Genomic DNA, 21,758 nt, shown 5'->3' on the forward strand with positions numbered 1-21,758 from the left:
GTGTACCTGAAAAGCTGAAGCTACAAGCAGATGACATCAGTTTGGCTGTGGAGCACCTGCCAGGGTTCCGGTGCCGCAGGCATTCCGCAGCGGAGCGAGGAAAGGAAGGCTGGCGAGTGCGGAAGAGCCAAACTGGGCCCGCCGGCCATGAGGCAAAACTTGAAGTTAGCAAGCTAGATAGCACCAGAGCCTGGAGACTTGAAAAGGCTCCAAAGATAAAATTTCACAAATTCAATCTTATGTAGACCGGGTTATTCTACCTAACCACTATCCATCTATTAACCTTATTAAACGGCGTTTCCAACACAATTTTGTAAAAATCGGAAGGCATAGAAGTTACATCTAGCGTAGCTTTACCGCTTTTTACACTTACTGTTTGGAGCAATTGATAATCATCTTTGCCGCCGGTTTTATAGTTATTGGTACGCGTTACCCAAATCTTCACGTCTCCTTTGGGGTCCAGAACCTGCCAGCTAAGGTTTAGTTTGCCGTTTTGGTAAACGGCCGTAGGTTGCGCCACCGAGACATTCCCAATAAAAGGCACGCCATCCACTTCTATTTCGTTGGCGCGGGAAATGGAAATATTTAAAAAACGGGCTATGCTGGGCATAATATCCACTACCCCGGGATTTTGCTTAAAGTGCGCGTTTAAATCTTGGGCGTTGGTGGTAATCCAGGTGGTACGTTCCCGGTCCGATTGGCCGCCGTGGTGTTTGCCCTGGGCATCGCGGCCATGGTCGGTAGTAATTACGATGAGCCAATCTTCGGGATAATTTTTTTGCCGGTTTTCAATAGCTTGCCAGATGCGGCCGATTTGAGCGTCGGCGGTTTCAATGGCCTGGTAATATTTTTCTCCGTCGCCGTAACGGTGGCCCATATCGTCGGGGTATTCCAGGTACACCCAGGATAAATCGGGTGCTTCGGCCTGAATGTAACGAGCGGCTTCGGTAACAACGTGCTCGTCAATCTGGTGAATGTAGTGGCTTTCTTTATCGTGCGGAAATTTTACGGTATCCAGTTCAAAGCCATCTTGGTGGTAATCGAGCTGCATGTTCTGGGTTTGCGGTAAGTTTTCGCCGACCAGCTTGGTGCGGTTATCGAGCCAGGTAGAAAAAATCGCGGTTTTCTTATTGGGGTACTGGGTTTCGAAAAAACGGAAGATGGTGGGGTAATAATAATTAGGATCGGCAATTTTGTTATCTGGTACGTTGTGCTTGTTTACCCAGGTACCCGTAAGTAAACTGTTGTAGCCCACTGCCGAGATAGTGGGGGTTTCGGAGTAGCCGCCTTTTTCGCCGCCCACGTGCGCGCGGGTATAGCCACCCACCGCCGCAATTTTTTTTAGGTTAGGCGTATTTAGTTTTTCCAGCACATCCGCCGAGATACCGTCTACAATTATAAATACTACTTTTTTTTGTTTGGTTTGGGCTTGCACGAAACTGGTGGCACCTAAAAAAATTAAAAAAAGCAGGTACTTATAATACTGTTTTACTTTCATTCTGGAGAAGAGGTAAATTAAGTTAATGGTAAGGCTACCCGTGATTTTTAAATAAATGTTGGGTAAGATAATCAGTTTCCGGGTAAGTCTTGGATTGATGACGCAATTTGAAGCCGCCGTGTTAGTAAATCGTGATCAAATAGTAAAGCAATTGTTAAATCCGGAATGCTTGATTCTGTATTTCTAACACGGGTTATTTGTAGTTTTAACAAATTGTTAAATTTAGAAATCAACTGTTTTACTAATCGGGTTTCCTCTAATTTTCCTCCGGAAACAATAGCAAAGTTTCCTGCCTTTTATTCATTCAGTAAAAGCCACCTTTAATTTTTTACTTGTCCGGCGAATGCCCGGTCTAGACCAAAGATTACCTAATTATCTAACACCTTTGCAATTTAAAAACCTAAGCCAGTGGCAGACGGCTACCGCTATTAGTCTTTTTGTGGGCTATAGTGGTTATTATTTGTGCCGAAGCAATTTAGCCATTGCCACTCCTTTAATTATTCAGGAATACGCGGCTGCCGGCTTAAACAAAGAAGTAATGGGCCAGATAGCCGCCATGGGAGTAGTTTTTTATGCCGTCGGGAAAGTAGTTAATGGCGTATTGGGCGATTTTATTGGCGGCAAAAAAGTTTTTGTGCTGGGCATGCTGGGTTCTATCCTGGCTACCGTTTTGTTCGGGTTCGGGGAAGGAGTATTGTTTTTCGGGGCCATTTGGGCTTTTAACCGGCTTATACAATCGATGGGTTGGGGCGGCTTACTTAAAATTACGGCCAATTGGTTTTCGTACAAGAGTTACGGTAAAATCATGAGCTTTTTAAGCTTAAGTTTCCTGGTCGGCGATATCGTAGCTAAATTACTACTGGGTCATTTTTTAAATTTAGGCATGGGTTGGCGCGGCTTATTTTACGTGGCCGCCGGCTTGCTGGCGTTAATAGCACTTATAAATGTAATTTTTTTAAAAAATTCGCCGGAGCAGGTGGGTTTTGCCGCACCTCCCACTAATCCGAATAACCTCCACGCCCAAACCACAAACCAAACGGCGGCACCAACCAGTTTGCGCGAGCTGTTAACGCCGTATTTTAAAAATGTTTCTTTTCAGTTAGTTCTGGTAATGTCTTTTGGGCTTACCGCCATCCGCGAAGCATTTAATTTCTGGTTACCCACTTACCTCTTCGAAACCTCTCATCAGTCCGAAGGTTGGGCGTCGCAGATTAGCGCTTTGTACCCGGTTTTCGGGATGGTTTCTATTCTGGCTACGGGTTATTTATCTGATACTTTTTTAAAAGGCGGGCGTGGCCGGATTATTTGGGTGGCTAGTTTATTACTGGCCCTGGTGTTAGGTTTAATGGCAGCGGGGTTTACCGGCGAGTATCTGCCTTTAGTGTTTATTTCTTTAACGGGCTTGCTGTTGCTGGGGCCTTATTCTTTTTTAGCGGGCGCTATGTCGTTAGATGCTGGCGGGCATAAAGGCGCGGCTACGGCCGCGGGTTTAGTAGATGCCGTAGGTTATTTAGGCGGCACGCTGGCTTTATGGTTAACGGGTTTTTTAGCCGAACACGCCGGCTGGAATACGGCTTTTTTGTTTTTAGCCGGCTTAGCCTTAATTACAGCTATAACCGCTTTGTATTACTACCGTTCGCAGGAGTTACCTGCTTTACAGTCCCGTACTCAAGAGTCTTAGGTGTTTATCATAAGTAAACACGTATCTGTTCCAACCTTTTTTCCTCTCGTAAAAGCTATTTTTTAAATTTTGAGCTAAAGTACTCATGTTGAAAAGTATAATACGGGTAAAATTACTTATGTGAATTGTTTTAGAAAACAGAATTGGAAAATAGAACTGGCATTTACTTCCGTAGTATTGCCTTTTATTCAACATAATTTAACCTTCCGGTAACAATTTTATAACCTTCTCACTTAGGTGGCAACCCGGAAAAACTAGCACCTTTGTTCTACAATCAGCCTTGATTCAAAGGCGGTAAACAACAAAAAAATTTAAAAATTAAGATTTGCCGGAGCTTATACCAATGTCCAAAAGGGGTTTGGCTTTTATTAGCCACTTGCCAGGGTGGGACAAGATGAAGTAACGAAAAGATTATTAGATAAAGCGGAACACGCAACCAGTATTTTTTCTAATTCGGACCTTTTAAACCAGCCTATGGAATAAAAACTTACTCGTAATCCCCTTTTATGAAGAAGTACAGTTGGGTGATCAGCCGGAGCTAGTAGGACAGAATTTTTTGGTCTGGTTCTCAACTTCCGGAATGCTTTCATCAGATTTTTTAAATTAATCTAGCCTCCTTATTTATAACATGCATGGCAACAGCTACTTCAACTATTAATAAAGCTGCTGCAATTACTGAACTGCTTACTGGTTTTTGCTCCAATACCCAGGTTTAATCTAACAACACTAACAATGAGAAACATTTTACAAAAACAAACCCGCTGGTGGCTTTATTACGTCAGTCCGGTGGTATTCATGTGTTTAACTTTTCTGCATCCGGCCTTGGCCCAAGACTTAACCGTGCAAGGCAAAGTAGTGTCTGTGCAAGACGAAGCGCCTTTACCCGGAGTTACTATTCTGCTAAAAGGAACAACTACCGGTTCTGTTACGGATGCTAACGGTCAATATTCCGTGAAAGTACCTTCCGGCGAGGCTACCCTGGTTTTTTCCTTTATTGGTTTTGAACCGCAGGAAATTCGGGTAGGCAACCAGGCTATTCTGAACGTGAAACTAACGGTAGATGCCCGCCAATTAAACGAAGTAGTAGTAACCGCTTTAGGGATTGAGAAAGACAAAGCCAAGGTTGGTTATGCTACCCAGGAAGTAAAAGGGGCCGAACTCGTGAAAGCGCGCGAACCTAACCCACTCAATAACTTAGTGGGTAAAGTGGCCGGTTTAACCGTAGCGCCATCGGCGGAGTTACTGGGTCCGCCTTCTTTGCTGTTACGGGGCAATCAGCCCTTGTTTGTGGTGGATGGGGTACCTATAAACTCCGACACCTGGAACATTAATGCCGATGATATTGAAACCTACACTGTTTTAAAAGGTCCTTCGGCTTCGGCGTTGTACGGCTACCGCGGGCAGTTCGGGGTAATTATGATTACTACTAAACGCGGTTCTAAAGACAAGCGCGGCTTTTCCGTGGAAGTAAATTCTACTACTCAGTTAGACAACGGGTTTATTGCTATCCCCAAAGTGCAGGATTTATACGGCCCCGGCGACCATGGTAAATACGCTTTCGGCGACGGGAAAGGCGGCGGCACCAACGACGCCGATTACGATATCTGGGGACCCAAATTTGAAGGCCAGCTCATCCCGCAGTACGACAGCCCCGTCATTAACGGCGTTCGGCAGGGCACTCCCTGGGTAGCCCGCGGCAAAGACAACATTAGCCGGTTTATTCAAACCGGGGTCCTTTCTACCAACAACATTGCGGTATCTTCCAGCTCCGACAAATACGACTTGCGGTTTTCGGCTTCTAACTCCTACCAACGAGGTTTGGTGCCCAATACCCAGTTAGGAATTTTTAATTTTAACTTATCGGCGGGTTATAATTTCTCGTCTAAGCTCCGCTTCGACTCCAATATTAACTTTAACCGGCAGCATACGCCCAACATTCCGGACGTGAGTTACGGCCCGAACAGCATGATTTACAACATGGCTTTGTGGGGCGGCGCCGACTGGAATGTAGACGATATGAAAGATTACTGGCAGCCCGGTAAAGAAGGTATCCAGCAGATTTACGCCGAATATACCCGTTACAACAACCCGTATTTTATTACCCACGAATGGTTGCGCAGCCATTACAAAACCGATGTGTACGGCTACATGCAGTTAAAATACAAGTTTACCGATCACCTGGATCTGGCGGTCCGCACCCAGGCGACTACCTATGACTTATTCCGGAGCGAAAAATTCCCACAATCGGCAACGGTTTACGGCCGCGAAGAAGCCAAAGGCGATTACCGCGAAGACAAACGGCATTTGCTGGAAACTAACTCCGATGTGCTCTTAACTTTTAACAAAGATGTAGTACCCGATTTAAACGTACGGGCTTCGGTGGGGGGCGCTTACCGCGATTTTGAGTATAACTCCAGCTACGTGTCTACCAATTATTTAAACGTACCCGCTTCCTCGCTTAACCCATCGGGCTATAACTTAGGTAACACCCGCGATCCGCTGATTGCCTCCAGCTATACCGCCCCCATGAGTGTAATTGGCGCGTATGCCTTATTAGATGTTACGTACCGCAACTTTTTAACTTTATCGGGTACCGGTCGCCAGGATATTTTATCCACGTTGCCCGCTAAAAGTAACTCGTATTTTTATCCGTCGCTGGCCTTGAGTGCGGTGCTTTCGGATGTCATTCCAATGCCGCGGGCCATCTCCTTTTTAAAATTACGCGGATCTTACGCGAATGTAAAAGGCGCTTTAACGCAACGGACCATCGGGGCCACTCCGGCTGGTAACTATCCTTTGGATTATGGCTCCCAATATCAGTCGTCGTACGAAGGACCTTCTTACGAGAACAGTGCGGTTTACACCACGCCTTTGCTGTATAACAACCAGGTAGCCGGCTATTACACCAATACCATTAACAACCCTAATTTAAAACCTTTTAGCCGTACCAATTACGAAACCGGCTTAGATGTGCGGTTCCTGCAAAATCGGTTGGGCTTAGATGTGAATTACTTTATTTACAACGATGGGCCGCAAATTTTCCAGGTGCCAATTTCGGAAACGTCCGGGTATAATACTTTGTTAATTAATGCCGTGGAAACCCGCAAAAACGGTTGGGAAGCTACTATTTCGGGTAATCCGGTGCAAACCACCAGTGGTTTTCGCTGGGATGTTACCGCCAACTGGTCGACGTACAAAGAAGTGTACACCAAATTACCGCCGGGCTTGGATGTATTGTATAATTTTTACAAAGTAGGCGACCGTACCGATGCGTATTATTCTTCGTCTTATACCCGGGTAAAAGGCGGCGAGTTCGACGGCCAGATGATCAACGATGCCGGTGGTCGGCCGATTGCTTACCCCCGGTCGCAGTTTTTAGGTAATTCCAACCCGGACTGGGTATGGGGTTTAACCAACCGCTTTAGCTACAAAGGCTTAAATTTTGGCTTCCAGTTCGATGGCCGGGTAGGTGGGGTAATGGTGGATTATGTAAAACGCCAGTCTTTCCGCGGCGGCCGTCATATTGCTACTACCCAAGGTGCCATGGGCATTGCCCGCGAGCAGGATGTAAAAGGCGTTAAATCGTGGGTAGGCGAGGGCGTGCAGATTGCCAACGGCGCCGATATTAAATACGATCCGGTTACCGGGTTAATCACCAACTACAGTGAACTGCAATTTAAGCGCAACGATACCCCCACCTTTTTGCAGGATTATATCAGCCGGTATCATTCCATCGACGAAGGTGATTTAATCAGTAAAACCTACGCCAAACTACGGGAAGTTACCATTGGCTATTCGCTGCCGGCCAGTATTCTGGGTAAAAGCTTTATTCGCCAGGCGGGCATTACGTTGGTGGGCCGCAACCTGCTGTACTTTGCCAAAGAAAAAGACGTGGATATTGACCAGTACGGCAACAATAACTACTCTACGCTGCAAACGCCAACCACCCGCCGTTACGGCATTAACCTGAATTTTACTTTTTAAATAAAACAGATAGCTCCCGGACTTCTATCGCCAATTGGTAAAAGTTCGGGAAGCTTTCGGGCTAAAAATTTAAAAAAATGACACGCTATATCACGAAATCATTTTATTGTTTACTCGCACTAAGCCTGGCACTGTTTACCACCAGCTGTGACGATTTTGAGGAACTGGAGAAAAACCCGAACCGGCCCAGCACGGTACCCGCTTCTTTGGTATTTAACGGCTTACTCAACGATATGTCCGAAGGAGCCTGGAACAGTACCCAGCAGTATAATCAGTTCTGGGCCAGTAATTACAATTATTACAGCAACCAGGAATACACCTGGACGACCACGGGTTTAAATTATTTTACCCTGAAAAACGTGGCCAAGATGGAAGAAGAAGCCATTCGCAACGGCGCCGAAGCAATAAATCCGTACGCGGCCTTAGGTAAATTTTTCCGGGCTTATTTCTTCGTGAACATGACCCAGCGCGTGGGAGATGTTCCTTTAATGGATGCTCTAAAAGGCATTGATAATGTGAGCCCCCGGTACGACTCGCAAAAAGCCGTGTACCTGCAAGCTTTGCAATGGCTCGAAGAAGCGAATACCGAATTAACCAGCCTGATTGCGGCTGGTAATAACACGTTGAGCGGCGATATTTACTTTGGCAACGATTTGCAGAAGTGGCAAAAAGTAGTGAATACCTACAAAATGCGCGTGCTGATCAGTTTGAGTAAAAAGAAAACGACCCCGAACTAAACATAAAACAAAGATTTGCCGCCACGCTCGCCGACCCGGCCAAGTACCCCCTGATGACGGCCCTGACCGATAACATGCAATACGTGTATAATACGTCGGTGAATAAATACCCCTTAAACCCCGACGAATTCGGCAAAACGGCTTTGCGCAACAACATGACCGCCGCCATTATTACCCCATTGCGCGAACTCAAAGATCCGCGCTTATTCGTGTACTCCGAGCCCGCTCCGGCCAAAGTGGCTGCTGGTTTAAGCCCCTTGAATCACCAGGCTTATCAGGGCGCTCCTTCCGACGAAGGTCTGGATGATATGTCCACGAAAGTACAGGCGGGTCAATATTCGCTTATTAACCGTTACCGCTACTACGGTACCTACATCGGCGAACCTACCATTCAGATTGGTTACCCCGAACTTTGCTTTAACATTGCCGAAGCATTAAACCGCGGCTGGGCTACCGGCAGCGCCGAAGAATATTACACCAAAGGCATTCAGGCTTCGCAAAATTTTTACGGGATTAAAGAAGGCGATAACAGCGTGTTTTTTTTAAAAAAAGACGGGAAAATTGGTGAATACGATACGTATGCTTTAAAATTTAACTTCACGGATTATTACGCGCAGCCCAGCGTAAAATACGCCGGCAACAACGCAGAAGGCTTAGAGCAGGTGCTCACGCAAAAATACATGGCCTTTTTCCAAAATTCCGGCTGGGAAGCTTTCTATAATCACCGCCGCACGGGCATTCCTAAATTTGATGTAGGCGGCCCCGGCACCGGTGGAGGCCGCACCAGTTTACCGCTGCGCTGGCAATATCCCGACAACGAGCGTAGCACTAACGCCGCTAATTATACCGAAGCCATCAAACGCCAGTTCAACGGCCAGGATGACGTAGACGCCGTGATGTGGTTGCTGCAGTAAAATTTAAAAATACCTGGTTGCGGCAACGCAACCAGGTATTTTTTATAAGCTAATTTGATAATTCCCGAAACTGATTTACGGGGTTAGTTATTGGCTTCTTTAAAATTAGGTCAATATCAATTAACTGAGAAATTCTCTCCCTATCTCCTTGCTATAAGTAGTTTTAAGCCTATTATTACGTGGGTATACCACTAAGTTATTACAGAGTGAAATACCTCTGCTGCGTAGCTAAATAGGTTCCTCCTGAATGACAACACCTTTGGTAGCTTAAGTTTTTAAAATTATTAACAATTCTATAGCTATAGAACAAGCAGCTTAAGCCAGGTGCAGGCATTGACGCTAAACTGTTCGAGCGTTCAGCGAGTTTTTAGCGTCTTGATTTTCGTTGGTTATTTTTGTATCAAGACAAAAAGAACAAATACTTCAGCAATGAAACAGCTTCACTCGGCAATAAAGCAACGGCTGAAACTATGGAAACAAGAATCAGCTAGCAATAAAGCATCAGCCACAGCTATACCAACAAGAACCAGCTAGTAAAAACAAAAGCATTTGCAAAAAAGAAATCCTCATACATCTGCAAAACGCAAATAAAAACATGAATAACCGCCTTATATTATTATCACTTCTCTTATTAACCTTAACTGTAAATTCTCAAGCGCAAAAACTTAAAACCGAAAACGTAGTACTGATTACCCTGGATGGCATGCGCTGGCAGGAGGTGTTTAACGGGGCCGATTCTACTTTATTTAAGCAGCAAAAAGTTTTCAAAGGACCCAATGGCCAGGCCGAAGTTTTTGCGAAAAATACGCCGGAAGAACGCCGGCAAGCGTTAATGCCATTTTTGTGGAGCGAAATTGCCACCAAAGGCCAGATTTACGGGAACCGCAAGTACAACAACAAGGTAAATGTAACCAACGATCAATGGTTTTCTTACCCAGGCTACAACGAGATTTTAACCGGTTTTGCCGATAAGCGGGTAAACAGCAACGATAAAAATTATAATGCCAATACTACGGTACTGGAGTACATCAATAAGCAACCAAACTTTGCCGGCAAAGTAGCGGCTTTTGCCTCCTGGGAAGTTTTCCCGTACATCGTTAACGACAAGCGCAGCAACATTCCGGTAAGCGCCGGCATGCAGCCCGCTACCGGAACCAACTTAACCGAAACCGAAAAAACCTTAAACGAGTTGATGCCGCGGGTGCCTAATCCGCTCGGCGAAATTCGGCTGGACGCTTTTACCTTTCAATACGCCCTGGCGCACGTAAAAAAAGCTCGGCCGCGGGTATTATTCCTGGCCTTCGACGAAACCGATGATTTTGCCCACCAGGGTGAATACGGCGCTTACTTGCACGGTGCCCGCAATGCTGATTACTTTATCCAACAGCTCTGGCAGTATATGCAAACCGATGAGCAATACCGCAATAAAACTACTTTTATCATTACCACGGACCATGGTCGGGGAGCAGCGGCTAACGGAACCTGGAAAGATCACGGCCAAAAAGTAAACGGCGCCGACGAAATCTGGCTGGCGGTTCTGGGTCCGGATACGCCGGCAACCGGCGAAGTAAAAGCGGCTAGTCAGTTGTACCAGAACCAGGTAGCTAGTACTTTGGCTACGCTGTTAGGTCTTTCTTACACCAATACTCCCAAACCCGGCGGCGCCATAAATTCGGCGTTTGCTGCTCCAATCCGGGCGAACCGGTAAGAATATATTAGACTAAATAATAGCTTTAGCGGATTGAGTACAGCAATTATTTTAAATATCTAGTTTAGCCGAGGCAAAGAATCAACCACCCCTAACCCCTCCTTATCCAAGGAGGGGAGCTTTTTTTAATTTCTATTTCATTATAGCTTAGACAATTATAAACCAAGGTTACTTCTTCACCTTTTTACTTATAATTAAAAATTAACGGTTGCTAGATAGATAATCTGGGCAAGTCACGGAAGTAAATCCGCGCCATGGTGTTCAATTATTCACATTAATGGTAAAGGGCATTTGGTACCTGGTAAATTCCCAAAAGCTCCCCTCCTGTTTTAGGAGGGGCAGAGGTGGTAAAAACACCTTCTGGTAACTAAAGTTTTAGAGTAACCGAAATACAATGGTTTGAGCTCGCGCAAAGAAAAATTTAAAAATTTACTTCGGCAACGGGCAATTTTACCATCAGATGGTTCTTTTTTAAATATTGGTGCACGGCGGTTAAAGAAGGAAATAAGCCATTGTTAGGATATTGTTGCAGTTGCTGGTGGGTATGGGTGCCGTTCGTAACGCCAAAACTGGCTGCGCAGTCAGCGTTTAAACCCGAGGCTAAATCCGAAGGGGTATCGCCAATGTTAACTACTCTTTTGGGATCCGAAATGCCCAGAGTGGCCATGGCTTTCTGGATCATTAAGGGACTGGGGCGGCCTTGAGCCACTTCGTCGCTGGCAATGGCTATGGCCAGCAAAGAATTACTAGAACCAATGTAATTCTGGTCTAAACCGATGTGCCAGCCGAGTTTTTCCAGAATAATATTGGTTACCCGGCGGTAAAAGCCGGTTGTTAAAGCAATTTTAACTTGCTGTTTTTTTAAAAAGTCAAACAGTTCCAAACAACCTTCCGTTGGTTTTACCGGGTGATTTTGGTAATGGTGTTCCAGAATAGATTTAAAAACCTGGTAGGAGTGTTCTACTTTATCCTGGAGGGCTGCTGGGTGTTCGTTGGTTTGTTCTTGCCAGAGCATCTCGAAAACCGCTCTTTTGGCCATGCCTTGTACCGCTAATATGCGTTCTTCGGTGGCGAGTAAGCCGGTTTGCCGGGCAGCCTCGGCAAAGCAGGATTCTACTTCTTTATGATCCTGCACCGTTGTACCGGCCATATCAAACACCAATAATTGGATGGGTTCCATGCTGATTTTTTTAAATTTGTTTACTAATATGCACTAAATTTAAGCATAAATTTTATTCACTTTCTGTTATTTAATTATTATCAAATGATGAAACCCGACAAACTTAGCCTGATTGGTATGCGCATTTTGCAGTTAAGAAAAGAAAAAGGTTTGAGTTTACGGGAGCTGGCCCGGCGCAGCAATCTGTCGGCCGGGCTCATCTCTAAAATAGAAAATTACCGCACTATTCCTTCCTTGCCGGTACTCCTGACCATTGCCGATTCGCTGGAAGTTGATGTAGCCGTTTTGGTTAAAAATATGAATGGCAGCCACCAGTTGCCTTACTTGCTGGTGCGCGAAGGAACTGGGCAAATAGAACCTCGTACCGATTCTAAAGGCTTAATTTATAAATATTTGTTATCTCAAAACTTAACCAATTTTAATTTGCGGGTTAACGAAGTTATAATAAATGCATACACCCACCGCAAGCCCATATCAACCGATGCCTTGGAGTTAATTCACGTACTGGAAGGCCAGGTTACTTATGGGTTAAAAGGCGAAAACGTTACTTTACTGAAAGGCGATACTTTGTATTTCGACGGCATTGTACCGCATTCGGTTATCAACGAAACCGATTTACCTGCCCGCTTATTTAAAGTTTACCTGATCCGGTCCACGGAGTAATTTAACTTACTACACACTAAAATTAACAATAAGATAAACGTTTGAAATGTTTACTTATAGGAAACAGTATTAACTTCGTTTTAAAAGAAGCATCCCTATTTACATGAACCATCAGGCAAAATTTGATTTAATTATAGTGGGCGCCGGCGTATTAGGAGCTTTTCACGCGTACTTTGCTTTGCAGCAAGGTTTAAAGGTGTTATTGCTGGAAAAAGATCCACGCCCGACGGAGGCAACCGTGCGTAATTTCGGGCAAATTGTTCCTTCCGGTATGGCCGATGGGGATTGGTTTACTTACGGTAGAAACAGCCTGGATACGTACAAAAACATTCAGGCGCAATACGATATTTCTATCAGGCAGAATGGCTCCACGTACGTAGCTTCTTCGGAAATGGAAATGCAGGTACTTCTGGAAAAGCAGCAACAATATCAAGAGCAGGATTATTCTTGCCAGATATTGACTGCGGCGCAATGCCGGGAGCGCTTGCCGGTTTTAAAAGCAAGCTACTGCGCAGGCGGGTTATTTTTTCCGCAGGAGGTTACCGCGGAGCCCACTACTTTAATACATCGTTTACTGGAGTTTATGGTAACCCGGTTGAGTTTAGATTACCGGCCCGCTACTCCCATCATAGGCTGCACCGCCAATGATTCAATTTGCGAAGTGCGGGATGTTTTTAACAATAGTTATACCGCAACGCGGGTAATTATTTGCAGCGGTCGCGATTTTAAATTTTTGTTCCCCGACGTATTCCGGACGAGTGATTTACAGATTTGTAAACTACAGATGCTGGCTACTTATCCTTTGCCGCAAGTGGTGTTACCCGGTTCTATTTTAACGGGTTTATCTATCCGGCGGTACTATGCTTTTAAAAGTTGTCCGTCGTACGCGAACCTCAAGCTCGCGGAAGTAGCAGCAGATTTGCAACAATGGGGCATTCATATTTTGTTTAAGCAAGCCCAGGATGGTTCTATCATTATTGGCGATTCGCACGAATACGCCGACACAACGGCTTCTCAGGAGTTAGATTACAGCGTAGAAGATGAAATTAATTCCGCTATTTTGCGGGAGGCGCAGCAAATTTTAGATTTACCGGACTGGCGCATGAAGCGCAGCTGGAACGGGTATTACTCGCAATCTAAATCCGCCGAAATCTTTGAACATGTGATTGACCAGAAGATTCATATAGTTACGGGCATCGGGGGCAAAGGCATGACCACTGCCGCTGGCTATGCCCAGTACCATCTGCAAAGATTAGGATACTAGAGCTAAGCTGGGCAATAATAATTTCCGTAATTTCAACCTTCCGATTTTTAAATTTTTAGAATTTTTATGTCCTGGACTAATTACCACAGCCATTGTGCGTACTGCGATGGCTCCGACCTGCCGGTAGTTTATGTAGCAGAAGCCATTGCGCAAGGGTTTGCGGCTTATGGTTTTTCGTCGCATGCACCCATCCCGTTCCCGACTACCTGGAATATGCAAATGGATAAATTGCCTGCTTATGTGGCGGAGATCAAGGCTTTGCGAAACCAGTATCAAGCACAAATTCAGATTTACGTGGGCCTGGAAGTAGATTTTATTCCGGGGTTAATCGGGCCCAGAAGTAAGTTTATACAAGAGGCCGGTTTAGATTACACGGTAGGTTCGGTGCATTTTGTGGATGTTCTGCCGGATGGCCGCCACTGGGAAATAGACAACAAGCCGGCAGTATTTGCGGAAGGTTGGGAGCAAATTTTTAAAAAAGACACTCGGGCAGCGGTTACGCGTTATTTTGAATTAACCCGGCAAATGGTGCGCGAGCAATGCCCTACCATTGTGGGCCACCTGGATAAAATAAAAATGCAGAATACCAACAGGTTTTATTTTGCCGAAACCGAAGATTGGTACCAGGAAGAAGTTTTAAAAACCCTTCGGGAAATTGCCGCGGCCGGGGCTATTGTGGAAGTAAATACCCGCGGGCTGTACCAAAACAAAACCACCGAAGTGTACCCCGGCCGGTGGATTTTAGCACAAATGAAGGCGCTGCAAATTCCGGTAACCATCAATTCGGATGCGCATAAGCCCCGCGAAATAGCGGGTAAGTTTGATTATGCCGCCCAGTTACTCCTGGAAACCGGCTACCAACAAGTACAGGTATTGCTGAACGGAACCTGGCAGCCAATTAAATTAACTACCGCGGGTATAGGCCGGTAAAATATTAAAATCCATTATTTTTTTGAATGTAGCGCTTGCGCAAAGTAGCCTTGGAAATTGTTTGTGAAGACACAAACAATGGCGCCGGAATGTTGGTGACGATTACCAAACCCACGGCTCCGCCAATTGCTCATGAGCAATGTTTTCCATGCTAACTTTAGCGCAATTTTTTAAATTATTGGTTGGCCAGGTGGCGGATAAACATTTCTTTTATTTGCGCTAATTCTACCACTGGCTGATCTGTTTCTTTGCCAAGTTCGTCCCAGCGGCGCATCCGGATACTAAGGTTAAACAAGTCATCTTGCTCAAAGGCAGTAGCTTCGGCAGCGGTCATACGGCCGCCCTGAAACTCCAGGGTTTGCTTGCTGGCTTCGGATAGCTGATTGTAGTATTCCGGGTCTTTAAAGGTAAGGTAGCGTTTGGCGGGCACGTGGCTTTCTACTAAGCGCGCTACCCGCTCCGAGAACCCTTTCGAACGCAGAAAATCGGCGCCCACTTTTTCGTGACGGATTACTCCAAAACCATCCATGCTTTCTTCGGCGCGTTTTTGCTGGCTGCAAATGTGCCCAATGTCGTGTAAGAAAGCGGCCAGAATTACGTCATCGGCGTAGCCTTCCTGCTGCGCCAGCACCGCGCATTGCGACATGTGTTCGAGTTGCGATACTGGTTCGCCCACGTAATCATCGGCTCCGTGCTGCACGTATAGTTGGATAATTTCTTCGGCAATCGTATTAATTTGTTCCGGATTCATATACCTGAGTTTTACTGCGGAATGACTAATAATAAGATTTAGAGGGTTAAAGCAGATTTTTTTAAATTTTTCACTTTTTTACGGTCACCGGATTCAGCCGGCAGTACGATTGATCCGGGAAACTAATCTGGTAATCGGATTTAAAATGGGTGCTGGGTAGGTAATAATCGGTGGAAATAATTTGGGCACCCGATTTACAGGCGGCCTCGAAAGTCGATTTGTCGTTGCTACGGGCTTCCACGGTATTAGCGTCGGCACGGGTCCGGATTAAATACCCTTTTTTGGCCAACTCCTGAATCTTAGCTAAATCTTTCTTCGGATCGTTCAGGATCAGGAAAGCTGCTTCGGGTGTGCCGGGTTCGGCATTGGCAAATAAAACACGGCCTTGTAAACTTGGGTGGTTTTGAATATAAGTGGCACGTTTGGGACCAGTTTCGTCCAGGATAAAAACAAACTTGCCTTTAGCAGTGCCTACCTTAGGCCAACCTTTTTGCAGGATAGCAGTTTCCAGCGTCTTACTTTTTCCTCTTACCATATCCGGTGTAAGCAATTTTTCGCTTCCTAAATTATCCTGAATGGTTTTATCCAGTAAGTCGTACACCTCCGCCGTAAATTTTTCGGGAATGGTAAAACCAGGTTTGCTCAGCGCTTCGTCTTTGGCGTTTACGGTAATAAAAACGGGTAAATGGTTCGGGTGCTTTTCTGACCAGCTTTTGAGTTCCTGCAAACAGTTTTTAAAGGTTAAGCAATTACTCCGGAAATCAATATCCTGAATGTGCATTACTTTAAAGCCCGGTTCTCTCATTATTCCTTCTGGATCAAAGGGTTTTACTTGTCCAGCCGTTGACCATTCCAAACCTTTCGGATTGGCGTATTTGCTGCCTTTCACATCTGCGTAAATATCAATTTCCAGGTTCAGCAAACCGCGGTCGAGTTGCTCCGATAAACTTAAATGGCTGTAATCAATGGCTTTTACCAGCGTAGAATCTGCTTTTTTGAGCATTTGGTAAACCGGCGGATCTAAGGGCTGTTTGTAGCTGTTGTGCGAGCCAATCACCTGAATTTGATTTAACGGCAGGTTATCCGCAGAAGGAACATCTACTAAATATTTTTTGTGATTTACAAGGGAAGTGGCTTGTATTAAGTGGTTTTCTTTTGGTGGAGTTAAGCCAAAGCTCCCAATAGCACTAGTAAGAATTAGCGACCAAGCAATATTTTTCATTCGAATAAGTCTTGAGAGTAAAGGTTTTTGTTTAACTGATTTTTAAAAAAAGTATTAAGACAGCGACCCTGTTTTGGGTAAGGTAATCTAATTTTTCACTTGGAGTAAACCTGATTTTACTGATGTGATAACTAAATTAAAAAAGAAACAAACCCGGCAAGTTTCCAAAATCTGCCGGGTTTAAGCCACGATTAAAGCACTTTAGGATTAATATCCTTGGTTTTGCACTAAGAAATCTTCTTCGCTGGAAGCGCCATCAACTGCTCGTTGCGGAAGCGGGAACAATCTTTTATGGACATCGCCATCGGTCTTCCCGGTCCAGCCGCCTTCGTATTTGCCAAACCGGATTTGATAGTTTCTTCTGAACCCTTCCCAGTACAGCTCAAATCCCGATTCCCGGAACAGTACATCCAGGTCAATAGTAGTTAAGGCATCCGGCGTTTGATCCGGGCGGGCATTCCGGGCAGTTCTTAAGGTATTCACATCCGCTAAAGCCCCGGCATTGTCGCCATTTCTTAACTTGGCTTCTGCCCGCATTAAATAAATTTCTCCCAGGCGAACCAACACCAGATCCACACTACTGTAGCTGCAACAATTGGTGGCAGTATGGCTGAACTGGTATTTGGAAAACCGGTAACCGGTATTATGTAAACTTCCCTCCGTAGTAAAATCAACCTGGCGGGTATGATTAACATATTGGAGGTTGGCGCCACTGGTTCTTCTGTTGATAACGGGATAGATTCTTACTTTACCGTCATCGCATTTGAGAATATTACCGTTGGCATCTTTTCTAGGACCCCAAATAACACCCCGCAGGATTCCCCGATCCTGTTCAAACGCGGTAGCATCCACGCAGTAGTAATGCTCCGCATCATTTAAAGGAGTCATGCCGGTAAGATCTTTCAGGTTATCCGGCACCATGGTATTTTTTTTAAAAAAACGGGCATCGGCATCGGCCGGGTCGGTATTACCATAAGCATCTACCCAAGTCTGGTAAAAATCAGGAGTAACTGCTACGGCATCTGTGCCCCGGGTATTCGGGAATTCCGGTCGGGGAACCTGATCACCGGATATGGACCAATAAGCCCACCGTTGGTGCTCGGTTTCCAATACGCCTCTTTGATCCAGGGCAAAGATAAGTTCCGGATTCGTGTGGTTATTATCACTAAACAAATCAAAATACTCCGGCGATAAGGCATATGGTCCGGAAATAATATCGTTGGTATATTGGATTACCTTATCCATGTCCGCTTTTCTAAAATCAGGTTTACCGTAGGGATCGCGGTAAACCGCTGCATTTAAATACAAACGGGCCAAAAAAGCCTTCACCGCTGCCTGGTTTAACCGGGCTGGGTCTTTATCGTTTTTAATAACATCCACTACCGACAAAAGCTCGCTTTCGAGGTAATCCACGGCTTCTTGCCTTCGAAGAATTTGGGATCTTTCGCTGGAAAGCTCTTTTTTGAAAACCAGGCCCCAGTTGTCCAGGGCCAGCATATTCAGGTAAGCTTTCATGGCTACCATTTCGTAATAAGCATCCTGCGCACCGGCATTACCCTTTTTAGCTTCCTGACTTAATCTTTCCGCCGCAATTTGGGCTCTGGATAAAGTTAAGGTTATTTGGGTCCAGGTATCGGTTACCAAACCATTGCTGGGAGTCATTAAATGTTGGTGAACCGCAATGAACTTGCCGCCATCGTACCAGTCGGTACCGCCCCGGTAGGGAAGAATGCCTTCATCTGAAGCTACCTCTTGCAAGCCAAAATTAACCGTGTGCATCCATACCCCCGCCCGGAGAAGACCGTAAACCGGCGCTATGGACCCGCTTACAATTTCCGCCTGGCCGGTTCCGGTTAGTGACTCATCCAGAACCTCTTCTTCTAAATCAGTACAACCTAAAAAAGTAAATAAAATTACAATTAGAGGTAAGGTTTTATTTAGTCTTATATTTTTCATTTTATTTAAAGTATTCACGGAATAGTAACTGAATCGTTTGTTTTCTTTTAGAAAGTTAGATTAACACCCAGCAGAAAGGTTCTGGATCTTGGGTAGGTAAACCGGTCGATACCAAAGGTTTGGATACCTCCAGCAGCCGATCCAGTATTCACTTCCGGGTCGAAGCCGGTATAATCGGTAAGCACAAACAAGTTTTGGCCGGTTAGGTTAAGACTGATGCGCTGGAAAACATTGGCCAGTTTAGTACCGGCTAATTTTACATTATAAGCCAGCGTAGCGTTGTTCAATCGTAAGAATGAGCCATTCTCCAGATAACGGGTCGAGACAATATTGGCATTGCTCAACACCTCGTTGGGATACTGCACGGCAAAATCGGTGGCGTTATTGGATTTGGCCAGCAGGGCTTTACTGAACAGGGTCATGTTCGTGTGATTGTACACCTTATTGCCGGCTACCCCATTAAAGTTTAAACCTAGGTCAAAAGCTTTGTACTTTAGGTTTAGATTATACCCATAAATAAATTTAGGAATCGCACTGCCTACTACCACGCGGTCATTGTCCAGGATGGCGCCATCGTTATTGGTATCCCGGAAAATGTTTTGGCCCGTTTCATTAATGCCATCAAATTGGTACATATAGAAGGCGCCTAGCGGCTCGTTGTTAATATAGCCGTTAATGGTGGCGCCTGTTTGGCCAGCTCCTTGGGCAGCCCCCGTTGCCAAAACCGAATACGGTGATTCTTTTACCTGATTTTTAATATAAGTGATATTTCCTCCCAAGCTATAAGAAAAGTCGCCTTGGGGATCGCTGCTGTAATTCAAAGATAACTCGGCTCCATTGTTCTGGATTTTCATGTCCGGAATATTGGTCCAGTAGGTAGAGGTAGGCTGCACCGGATCGGCCGGAACAACTTCTAATAATATATTGGATGATTGTTTATTAAAATAATCCAGCGTACCAGACAACCGGGAATTAAAAAGGCAAAATCAATTCCTACATCTACCTGGGTGGAAACCTCCCATTGTAAATCCGGATTGGCCAGGCGGGTAAAAATAATGCCGTAAGGATAACCTTCTAATGAGGTAGCATTCGGGGCAATAGGATAGGTACTGGTACTGCCGGTTCCCGTTAATAATCGTTGCTCTAAATAACTGGCTTTGGTGATTTTAGAGGGAATTTCCTGGTTACCGGTCTGGCCCCAGCTGGCCCGCAGCTTTAAGTTGTTGAAAATGGAATTAGTCATAAAATCTTCGTTGCTGATGTTCCAGCCAGCCGCAAAAGAAGGAAAGTACCCGTACCGGTTATTCTGGCCAAACTTAGATGAACCATCGGCTCGCAGCGTAGCGGTAAACATGTATTTATTGGCGTAAACGTAGTTTAAGCGGCCGAAGAAAGATTGCAACTCGTTTTTAATGGCTTCGGAATTTACCGCTGTTGGGAATTGAACGGTACTGGTATGGTCCTGGTAAATAGGATCGATGTTATTATTGGCAAAGCCGCGGTAAGTAGAAATCCGGGTTTCATCCATAAATTTCTGGAAAGAATGGCCGGCCAAAACCGTTACGTTGTGCGCATCCTGGTTCCAGTTATAATTAAGCGTATTCTCGATTAGTTGATTGGTATTCGCGTTTACGCCCGCATCCAGCACCCCATTGGAAATATCGGACTCGTTAATAACGCCCAGAAAAGGTTTGTACTGCTGGTTCCGGTTAGTAGCCGAATAATCAAGCCCGAAATTTAATTTATAAGTCAGGCCTTTTACTATCTCCAGGGAGGGGGAAACATTGGCCAGAATACGGTTGTTAATAGCATTGTCGCTATATAAATTATACCGGGTCAGTGGATTTAAGGCGTTAGTAGGTAATAGGGATGGCACCCCATTCGTATACGCCGGAACCGTGGGGTTCAAACTCAGCATATCACTGATGGTGGAGGTAATCTCGGGACGTAAATTCTCGGTGTGGGAGGCCGTAATATTATAATCTATATTTAAGCGGCCATTGAACGCCCGTTGGTTCATGTTTAATTTTCCGGAATACCGTTTCAGCCGGCTGTTTTTTAAAATTCCTTCCTGATCCTGATAGCCGGCGGATGCGTAGTAGGAGAAATTATCCGTGCTGGCGCCGCTCATAGATAAATTATAGTTTTGGGAGATACCTTTTTGAGTCAATTCCTCTTGCCAGTTGGTATTGCCTCCTAAGTCTTGCAAGGTTCCTCCCACGGCTGCCACTTGTTGGCGAAAAGCGTCCGCATCGAAAACGTCTATTTTTCTGGCTATCGACGACACTGCGGCGGAAGCGGAAAAATTAACTTGCGGTTTTCCCTTGCCTTTTTTAGTGGTAATTACAACCACCCCATTGGAGGCTCGGGAACCATATACGGCCGTGGCACTGGCATCCTTCAGCACATCAATGCTTTCAATATCGTTGGGGTTGATAAAGTTCAGGGGATTGGTGGGAACTCCCGTGGCAGAATTGTCCAATACAAATCCATCGACTACGTAAAGCGGCTGCGTTCCGGACCGTAAGCTACCAATACCCCGGATAACGATATCCTGGGTGGCTCCTGGCTCCCCACTATTGGCGGCAATGGAGACACCGGCCAGTTTACCCTGCAACAATTCGCCGGGGTTGGTTACCACGCCTTTATTAAAACTTTCGCTGTTAACCGAAGCAATGGCCCCCGTAACATCGGACCTTTTTTGGGTACCGTAACCCACTACCACCACTTCGTTTAATTGCTTGGTATCGGCTTTTAAAGTAATAGCTATTTGGCCGCTGCCTACCACTTGTTCCTGGGCCTGATAACCGATCATGCTAAATACCAGCACATCGCCCCGATTCGCCTGTAACCGGAAACTGCCGTTGGCATCGGTGGTGGTGCCTTTGTTGGTATTTTTAATTAAGATAGAAGCCCCGGGCAAAGCTCCCTGATCATCCCGCACCGTACCAGTAACGGTAATTTCGTCGGTTGTCTGGTACAATGCCGTTGCTGCTTGTTTTGCTAATGCGTGGGCTTGCAAGGGAGCCGTGGGCGGCAAACTCAGCAGAAACGCCGTAATAATGGATACGGGAGGTAAGATTTTTACCGGGTAAAGTTTAATCTTCATATTTTTAAATTAAAGTCTTTGTTTGGGTATTCTGAAGCAGTTTTCGCACAGCTAAAAATGGCTGATCGGTCAGGTGGTTAGAGGTTATCCCTTCATGGTAAGGGCAGCACAAGTAGAACCCCATGAAAGGCTCCTTTGCGAGAAAAATCAGCACCAGGGCA

The 21,758-nt window shown here is 45.4% G+C and carries 15 protein-coding genes; 8 read left to right on the forward strand and 7 right to left on the reverse strand.

Annotated elements, in window-relative coordinates:
* Positions 1-256 precede the first annotated feature (256 nt).
* The gene (locus AHMF7616_RS02035) at positions 257-1,498 is read right to left on the reverse strand and encodes an alkaline phosphatase family protein (RefSeq protein ID WP_115371366.1); all 1,242 of its coding nucleotides are present in this window, start codon (positions 1,496-1,498) and stop codon (positions 257-259) included.
* 385 nt (positions 1,499-1,883) lie between these two features.
* On the opposite strand from AHMF7616_RS02035, the gene AHMF7616_RS02040 reads away from it, so the two are divergent.
* From AHMF7616_RS02040 to AHMF7616_RS02055, 5 genes are all read left to right on the forward strand, one after another.
* Positions 1,884-3,179 carry an MFS transporter gene (locus tag AHMF7616_RS02040; protein ID WP_158546076.1) on the forward strand — a complete coding sequence of 432 codons (1,296 nt, stop codon included), beginning with the start codon at positions 1,884-1,886 and terminating at the stop codon, positions 3,177-3,179.
* A gap of 732 nt (positions 3,180-3,911) precedes the next feature.
* Entirely contained in the window at positions 3,912-7,163 is a 3,252-nt protein-coding gene (locus AHMF7616_RS02045; protein WP_233507260.1) for a SusC/RagA family TonB-linked outer membrane protein, read from the forward strand.
* A gap of 77 nt (positions 7,164-7,240) precedes the next feature.
* Entirely contained in the window at positions 7,241-7,900 is a 660-nt protein-coding gene (locus AHMF7616_RS27650; RefSeq protein WP_317047574.1) for a SusD/RagB family nutrient-binding outer membrane lipoprotein, read from the forward strand.
* Positions 7,901-7,950: 50 nt separating this feature from the next.
* Positions 7,951-8,814, forward strand: a complete 864-nt coding sequence (locus AHMF7616_RS27655) for a SusD/RagB family nutrient-binding outer membrane lipoprotein (RefSeq protein WP_394335770.1) — start codon at positions 7,951-7,953, stop codon at positions 8,812-8,814.
* Between the two features lie 595 nt (positions 8,815-9,409).
* Positions 9,410-10,522 carry an alkaline phosphatase family protein gene (locus tag AHMF7616_RS02055; RefSeq protein ID WP_115371368.1) on the forward strand — a complete coding sequence of 371 codons (1,113 nt, stop codon included), beginning with the start codon at positions 9,410-9,412 and terminating at the stop codon, positions 10,520-10,522.
* Positions 10,523-10,943: 421 nt separating this feature from the next.
* Here AHMF7616_RS02055 and AHMF7616_RS02060 read toward each other — a convergent pair whose 3' ends face one another.
* On the reverse strand, positions 10,944-11,702 hold the full coding sequence (locus AHMF7616_RS02060; RefSeq protein WP_115371369.1) for an HAD family hydrolase: 759 nt from the start codon (positions 11,700-11,702) through the stop codon (positions 10,944-10,946).
* An 84-nt stretch (positions 11,703-11,786) separates the two neighbouring features.
* On the opposite strand from AHMF7616_RS02060, the gene AHMF7616_RS02065 reads away from it, so the two are divergent.
* The 3 genes from AHMF7616_RS02065 (at position 11,787) to hisJ (ending at position 14,559) form a co-directional block, all read left to right on the forward strand.
* Complete coding sequence (locus AHMF7616_RS02065) at positions 11,787-12,365, forward strand: helix-turn-helix domain-containing protein (RefSeq protein ID WP_115371370.1); 579 nt, start codon at positions 11,787-11,789, stop codon at positions 12,363-12,365.
* A 103-nt stretch (positions 12,366-12,468) separates the two neighbouring features.
* Entirely contained in the window at positions 12,469-13,629 is a 1,161-nt protein-coding gene (locus tag AHMF7616_RS02070) for a TIGR03364 family FAD-dependent oxidoreductase (protein WP_115371371.1), read from the forward strand.
* A gap of 66 nt (positions 13,630-13,695) precedes the next feature.
* Positions 13,696-14,559 carry a histidinol-phosphatase HisJ gene (gene hisJ / locus AHMF7616_RS02075; protein WP_115371372.1) on the forward strand — a complete coding sequence of 288 codons (864 nt, stop codon included), beginning with the start codon at positions 13,696-13,698 and terminating at the stop codon, positions 14,557-14,559.
* Between the two features lie 175 nt (positions 14,560-14,734).
* On the opposite strand, the gene AHMF7616_RS02080 is transcribed toward hisJ, so the two are convergent.
* The 5 genes from AHMF7616_RS02080 to AHMF7616_RS02095 form a co-directional block, all read right to left on the reverse strand.
* Positions 14,735-15,310: a phosphonate degradation HD-domain oxygenase gene (locus tag AHMF7616_RS02080; protein ID WP_115371373.1), complete on the reverse strand. Its 576-nt coding sequence runs from the start codon at positions 15,308-15,310 to the stop codon at positions 14,735-14,737.
* A 70-nt stretch (positions 15,311-15,380) separates the two neighbouring features.
* Complete coding sequence (locus AHMF7616_RS02085; protein ID WP_115371374.1) at positions 15,381-16,532, reverse strand: phosphatidylinositol-specific phospholipase C1-like protein; 1,152 nt, start codon at positions 16,530-16,532, stop codon at positions 15,381-15,383.
* Between the two features lie 207 nt (positions 16,533-16,739).
* A complete protein-coding gene (locus AHMF7616_RS02090; RefSeq protein WP_115371375.1) occupies positions 16,740-18,488 on the reverse strand; it encodes a RagB/SusD family nutrient uptake outer membrane protein in 1,749 nt (582 codons plus the stop codon).
* 47 nt (positions 18,489-18,535) lie between these two features.
* Entirely contained in the window at positions 18,536-19,453 is a 918-nt protein-coding gene (locus tag AHMF7616_RS26955; RefSeq protein WP_233507263.1) for a SusC/RagA family TonB-linked outer membrane protein, read from the reverse strand.
* The gene (locus tag AHMF7616_RS02095; RefSeq protein WP_233507267.1) at positions 19,402-21,597 is read right to left on the reverse strand and encodes a SusC/RagA family TonB-linked outer membrane protein; all 2,196 of its coding nucleotides are present in this window, start codon (positions 21,595-21,597) and stop codon (positions 19,402-19,404) included. Before AHMF7616_RS02095 ends, AHMF7616_RS26955 begins: the two co-directional genes overlap by 52 nt.
* Positions 21,598-21,758 lie beyond the last annotated feature (161 nt).

It is taken from the genome of Adhaeribacter pallidiroseus, from assembly GCF_003340495.1.
Taxonomy (GTDB): Bacteria; Bacteroidota; Bacteroidia; order Cytophagales; family Hymenobacteraceae; genus Adhaeribacter; species Adhaeribacter pallidiroseus.

What these genes read in the sequence shown, in the direction of transcription:
- AHMF7616_RS02035 (WP_115371366.1), bottom strand. Translation starts at nt 1,498, where the DNA reads ATGAAAGTAAAACAGTATTATAAGTACCTGCTTTTTTTAATTTTTTTA.
- AHMF7616_RS02045 (WP_233507260.1), top strand. Translation starts at nt 3,912, where the DNA reads ATGAGAAACATTTTACAAAAACAAACCCGCTGGTGGCTTTATTACGTC.
- AHMF7616_RS27650 (WP_317047574.1), top strand. Translation starts at nt 7,241, where the DNA reads ATGACACGCTATATCACGAAATCATTTTATTGTTTACTCGCACTAAGC.
- AHMF7616_RS02055 (WP_115371368.1), top strand. Translation starts at nt 9,410, where the DNA reads ATGAATAACCGCCTTATATTATTATCACTTCTCTTATTAACCTTAACT.
- AHMF7616_RS02060 (WP_115371369.1), bottom strand. Translation starts at nt 11,702, where the DNA reads ATGGAACCCATCCAATTATTGGTGTTTGATATGGCCGGTACAACGGTG.
- AHMF7616_RS02065 (WP_115371370.1), top strand. Translation starts at nt 11,787, where the DNA reads ATGATGAAACCCGACAAACTTAGCCTGATTGGTATGCGCATTTTGCAG.
- AHMF7616_RS02070 (WP_115371371.1), top strand. Translation starts at nt 12,469, where the DNA reads ATGAACCATCAGGCAAAATTTGATTTAATTATAGTGGGCGCCGGCGTA.
- hisJ (WP_115371372.1), top strand. Translation starts at nt 13,696, where the DNA reads ATGTCCTGGACTAATTACCACAGCCATTGTGCGTACTGCGATGGCTCC.
- AHMF7616_RS02080 (WP_115371373.1), bottom strand. Translation starts at nt 15,310, where the DNA reads ATGAATCCGGAACAAATTAATACGATTGCCGAAGAAATTATCCAACTA.
- AHMF7616_RS02085 (WP_115371374.1), bottom strand. Translation starts at nt 16,532, where the DNA reads ATGAAAAATATTGCTTGGTCGCTAATTCTTACTAGTGCTATTGGGAGC.
- AHMF7616_RS02090 (WP_115371375.1), bottom strand. Translation starts at nt 18,488, where the DNA reads ATGAAAAATATAAGACTAAATAAAACCTTACCTCTAATTGTAATTTTA.
- AHMF7616_RS02095 (WP_233507267.1), bottom strand. Translation starts at nt 21,597, where the DNA reads ATGAAGATTAAACTTTACCCGGTAAAAATCTTACCTCCCGTATCCATT.